A 4288-nucleotide genomic window follows, 5' to 3' on the forward strand; every position below is an offset into this window, starting at 1 on the left:
GTGCGCGCCGGGCTGCGGGCACTGCTCTCCAGTGCGGACGGCATCGAGGTCGTCGGCGAGGCGGCGGGCGGCGACGAGGCCGTGGTCCTGGCCGGCTGGCTGGCGCCGCACGTCGTGCTGATGGACCTGCAGCTCGGCCCCGGCACGGACGGCATCGAGGCCACCCGCCGCATCACCGCCCGGCCCGGCGCCCCGCGCGTCCTGGTCCTCACCACCTACGACACGGACGCGGACGTCACCCGTGCGCTGGAGGCGGGCGCGACCGGGTACCTGCTGAAGGCCGAGCGGCCGGAGGAACTGTTCGCCGCGATCCGTGCCGCGGCGCAGGGCCGCACCGCGCTCTCCGCGCCGATCGCCGGCCGCATGGTGGCGGCCATGCGCACTCCCCGGCCGACGCTCACCGCCCGCGAACTCGACATCCTGGCCCAGCTCGCCCAGGGCCTGGCCAACCGCGAGATCGCCCGCGCGTTGTTCATCAGCGAGGCGACCGTGAAGACCCATCTGAGCCGCATCTACGACAAGCTCGGCGTCGACAACCGGGCCGGCGCCGTCGCCGCGGCCAAGGAACAGCGTCTGCTTCCCTGAGCGGCGTCCGCCGGGACGGCGCGGTCCCGCCGACGAGGTCGCCGGGCTGCTCGCCCTCGGCGCCACCCGGGTCGATGTGGGTCAGGCCCGGGCCGGAGCGGGTGGTCATGGCCGACCCCGAGGGCAACGAGTTCGACGTCCCGCGCAGCCTGGCGCCGTCGGACCCGGCCCTCCGCCGGTTGGCGCGCCTCAGCGCAGCAGGTGCGCGCAGGCCTCCCGGTCGAGCGGGTACTCCCGCTCGGCGGGCAGCAGCGCCCCGGCCCCCTCGGCGTCCCCCGCCGTCAGCAGCGCCTTGATCGCATGCGCCCGCGGCGTCACGTCCTCGATGCCCAGGATTAACTCGTCCGCGTACCGGGCCGCCGCCTCGCCCGCGAGGCCCAACTGCAGCGACCGGTGGGGCAGCGGGCGCATCCACAGGTCCCGCTCCGGGTCCCACTGCACCCGCGCCGGCGCCCGCCGCAGCTCCCGGCCCCAGGACGCCCGGTCCTGGTGCGGACCGCGTACGTAGTGCGAGAGGCAGGCGTTGCGCAGCGCCCACTCGAAGCCCTCCCGGCGGATCCGCACGGCCAGCACGGTCTCCTGTCCCTCCTTGGCGGCCCAGCCGCAGCGGTACATCATCCAGAGGAAGGACGGTTTGATCCAGGTCATCCGGTCGCGCTTCCAGGCCGCCGGGAACCGGCCGTCGCGCGCGGCCGGCCTTCCGATCTCCGGCCGGTAGGCCTGGTACACGGTGACGGCGTCCTCGGACCAGTTGGCCCTGACCTGGTAGCGCGGTCGGGTGTCCCCACCGGTCTCGTCGTTCATCCGGACAGCCTCCCCCGCGTGCCCCGCGCGCCGCCACGCATTTCCGCGGGCGTTGCCGTTTCCCTCCGCCGCACCCGTCTCATCCGTCGCGGGGCGGGCACCCTGAGGGCGTGAAGGCCGGGCGGTGGGCGATCTCCTCCTGGCGGCGGCCCGTGGTGGCCGCCGCGGCGGGTGCGCTGCCCGTGCTCGCGTTCCCGGAGCCCGACTGGTGGTGGTCGGCTCCCCTGGCGCTGGTCCCCTGGCTGCTGCTGATCCGCACCGCGCCGACCGGCCGGCGGGCCGCGCTGGACGGCTGGTGCGGCGGTTTCGGCCTGATGCTCGCCGCCCACCACTGGCTGTTTCCGAGCCTGCACGTCTTCACGCCGGTGCTCGCCGCGCTGCTCGGTGCGCTGTGGGCGCCCTGGGGCGCGCTGGCCCGACGGCTGCTGACCGGCGCTCCGTCCGCCCGGCGGGCCGTGGCGGCGCTGCTCGCGCTGCCCTCCGGCTGGCTGATGATCGAACTGGTGCGGTCCTGGCAGGGGCTCGGAGGTCCTTGGGCGATGCTCGGGGCGAGCCAGTGGCAGACGGCTCCCGCGCTGGCCCTCGCCTCCGTGGGCGGGGTGTGGCTGCTGAGTTTCCTGCTGGTCTGCGTCAACACCGCCGTCACGCTGCTGATCGCCGTCGCCTCGGCCCAGCGGGTCGCGGCGGCGGGGCTGGCCGTGGTGGCGGTGGTCTCCGCGGGTGCCTGGGCGTGGGCTCCTGGGCCCGCGCCGGGCGGCACGGCCCGGATCGCGCTGGTCCAGCCCGGTGTCGTGACCGGTGCGGACGGCCCCGAGCGGCGGTTCGCTCTGCAGGAACGGTTCACCCGTGAGCTGGCCTCCCGCGGGGAGGAACTGGACCTGGTGGTCTGGGGTGAGAGCAGCGTGGGCGAGGACCTGGCGACCCGCCCCGACCTCGCCCGCAGGCTCGCCGCGCTGTCCCGTGACACCGGCGCGCCGCTGCTGGTGAACGTGGACGCCCGCCGCTCGGACCGACCCGGGATCTTCAAGAGTTCGGTGCTGATCGGCCCGGAGGGCCCCACCGGGGACCGGTACGACAAAATGCGGCTGGTCCCGTTCGGTGAGTACGTCCCCCTGCGGTCGATGCTCGGCTGGGCCACCTCGGTGGGCCGCGCGGCCGACGAGGACCGCGGCCGCGGATCGGCCCCGGTGGTGATGGACGCCGCGCCCGGGCTGCGGCTGGGGCCGCTGGTCTGCTTCGAGTCCGCGTTCCCCGACATGAGCCGGCATCTGGCGGCCGAGGGCGCGGGGCTGCTGGTCGTCCAGTCCTCCACCTCCACCTTCCAGCGGACCTGGGCCCCCGAGCAGCACGCCTCACTGGCGGCGCTGCGGGCCGCGGAGACCGGTGTCCCAACGGCTCACGCCACCCTGACCGGGGTCTCCGCGGTGTACGACGGCTCCGGGCACGCGGTGGGGCCGCGGCTCGGCACCTCCGAGCGCGGGGTCTCGGTGCACACCGTCCACGTGGCCGGGCCCGGCGCCACGCTGTACACGACCTGGGGCTCGTGGCCCCTGCCGTGCGCCGCGGGCATCCTCGTCGCCCTGGCGGCGACGGCCGCGACGGCCCGGCTCCGCGCACGACGCCGCCGCTGACCGCGGCGGGCAACCCCGGCGGACAGGGGCGCCGCCGGGGTGCCCCCGCGGTCCGCGTCGGCGCGGCAACCCCGCAGACGCCACGTCACCCTTACGAAGGGACCGCCCGCCTGTCGGCTGTCCCCGCCCGTCCCGCAGCCGCCAGAGTGACGAGAGTGAAGCGAACGACGACCACCACCGCACTGCTTCTCGTCACCGTCGCCTGCGCCGCGCTCTCCGGCTGTGTGACGGTCCCCTCCGCCGGCCCCTCCCCGGGGGTGTCGGGGGCCCCGTCGGCCCGGTCGGTGCCCGGCCCGGACGGCGAGGGCGCTCCGCTGCCCGTGGGTTCCGCCGCCGCGAAGGACGCGGAGGGCGCGAAGAAGGACTCCGGGGACGGCAAGGACGCGAAGGACCGCGCCGACGCCAAAAGTGGCAAGGCCGGCGAGGACGGCAAGGGATCCGACGGCCGCGAGGACGCCGTGGAGGGCAAGGACGGCAAGGGCGGGGACGGCGGCACGTCCTCGAAGAGCGCCAAGGAGGGCAAGGGCCCGCGCGGGGGCGAATCCGACGGCCGGGGCTCCGACCGGGACCGGGGTGAGCGTCCTGGGCCGCCCCGTTCCGGCGAGCGTGCCCGGGACGCGGCGGGCCGTCCGGACCGGCCGCGCCGTCCGAAGGGCGGTTCGGTCGACGCCTGCGGCATCGGCACCGAGTACGGCGGCTGGAGTCGGGGCAGTGCCGAGGAGGCGATCTGCCGCAGGATGCAGAACCGCGCCACCAAGTAGGCCGCGCACCTTGGGCCACGGCTACGGCACGCGGGCACCTCAGGGTTCCAGGCCTGCCTCCAGCTCCCGGATCTCCTCGCGCACCCGCGTGCCGTAGCTGTCCGCCGGCAGGTCCTGGGCCGCGCGCCGGGCCCGGTGGAGGTGGCTGCGGGCGGCCTCCGGGCAGCCCAGCTTGGCGTAGTCGGCCGCGACGTTCAGGTGCAGTGAGGGGTACAACGACCGGACGGCCTCCATCAGCTCCTCGGCCGCGGACAGCGCCCGCAGGTCCCAGGCGAGTTCGTCGGCGGGGTCGTCCTGGGTGTCGGCGAGGTAGTGGGCGAGGGCGCAGCGGTGGAAGGCATCGCCGTCCGCACCGATTTCCTGCCAGAGGCCGAGGAAGCGGCCGCGCGCCTCCTCCCGGTCGCCGCCGTGGTGCAGCAGCACGGCCTGGCCGATCCGCGTCGTCACGCCGACCGCGCCCGCGTCCCGCTCCTGAAGCTCCATCGCGCCCTCCGTCGCCCGCCGTTC

At 75.9% G+C, this 4288-nt stretch carries 5 protein-coding genes; 3 read left to right on the plus strand and 2 right to left on the minus strand.

Annotation, left to right across the window (positions count from 1 at the left end; translation table 11 throughout):
• Positions 1 to 585 (plus strand): LuxR C-terminal-related transcriptional regulator (locus ACOV8S_RS28065; protein WP_448321273.1); only part of this gene is annotated, 585 nt, incomplete at its 5' end.
• Between the two features lie 189 nt (positions 586 to 774).
• Here ACOV8S_RS28065 and ACOV8S_RS28070 read toward each other — a convergent pair.
• Positions 775 to 1389, minus strand: coding sequence for a DUF4291 domain-containing protein (locus ACOV8S_RS28070; protein WP_448321275.1), 615 nt, complete (start codon positions 1387 to 1389; stop codon positions 775 to 777).
• A 110-nt stretch (positions 1390 to 1499) separates the two neighbouring features.
• Here ACOV8S_RS28070 and lnt point away from each other — a divergent pair, with 110 nt between their 5' ends.
• Complete coding sequence (gene lnt / locus ACOV8S_RS28075) at positions 1500 to 3020, plus strand: apolipoprotein N-acyltransferase (protein ID WP_448321276.1); 1521 nt, start codon at positions 1500 to 1502, stop codon at positions 3018 to 3020.
• Positions 3021 to 3175: 155 nt separating this feature from the next.
• On the plus strand, positions 3176 to 3781 hold the full coding sequence (locus ACOV8S_RS28080) for a hypothetical protein (protein WP_448321278.1): 606 nt from the start codon (positions 3176 to 3178) through the stop codon (positions 3779 to 3781).
• A 39-nt stretch (positions 3782 to 3820) separates the two neighbouring features.
• Here the strand turns inward: ACOV8S_RS28080 and ACOV8S_RS28085 are convergent, their stop codons facing one another.
• Positions 3821 to 4264 carry a hypothetical protein gene (locus ACOV8S_RS28085; RefSeq protein ID WP_351118278.1) on the minus strand — a complete coding sequence of 148 codons (444 nt, stop codon included), beginning with the start codon at positions 4262 to 4264 and terminating at the stop codon, positions 3821 to 3823.
• Positions 4265 to 4288 lie beyond the last annotated feature (24 nt).

The organism is Streptomyces sp. CO7 (assembly GCF_053474865.1).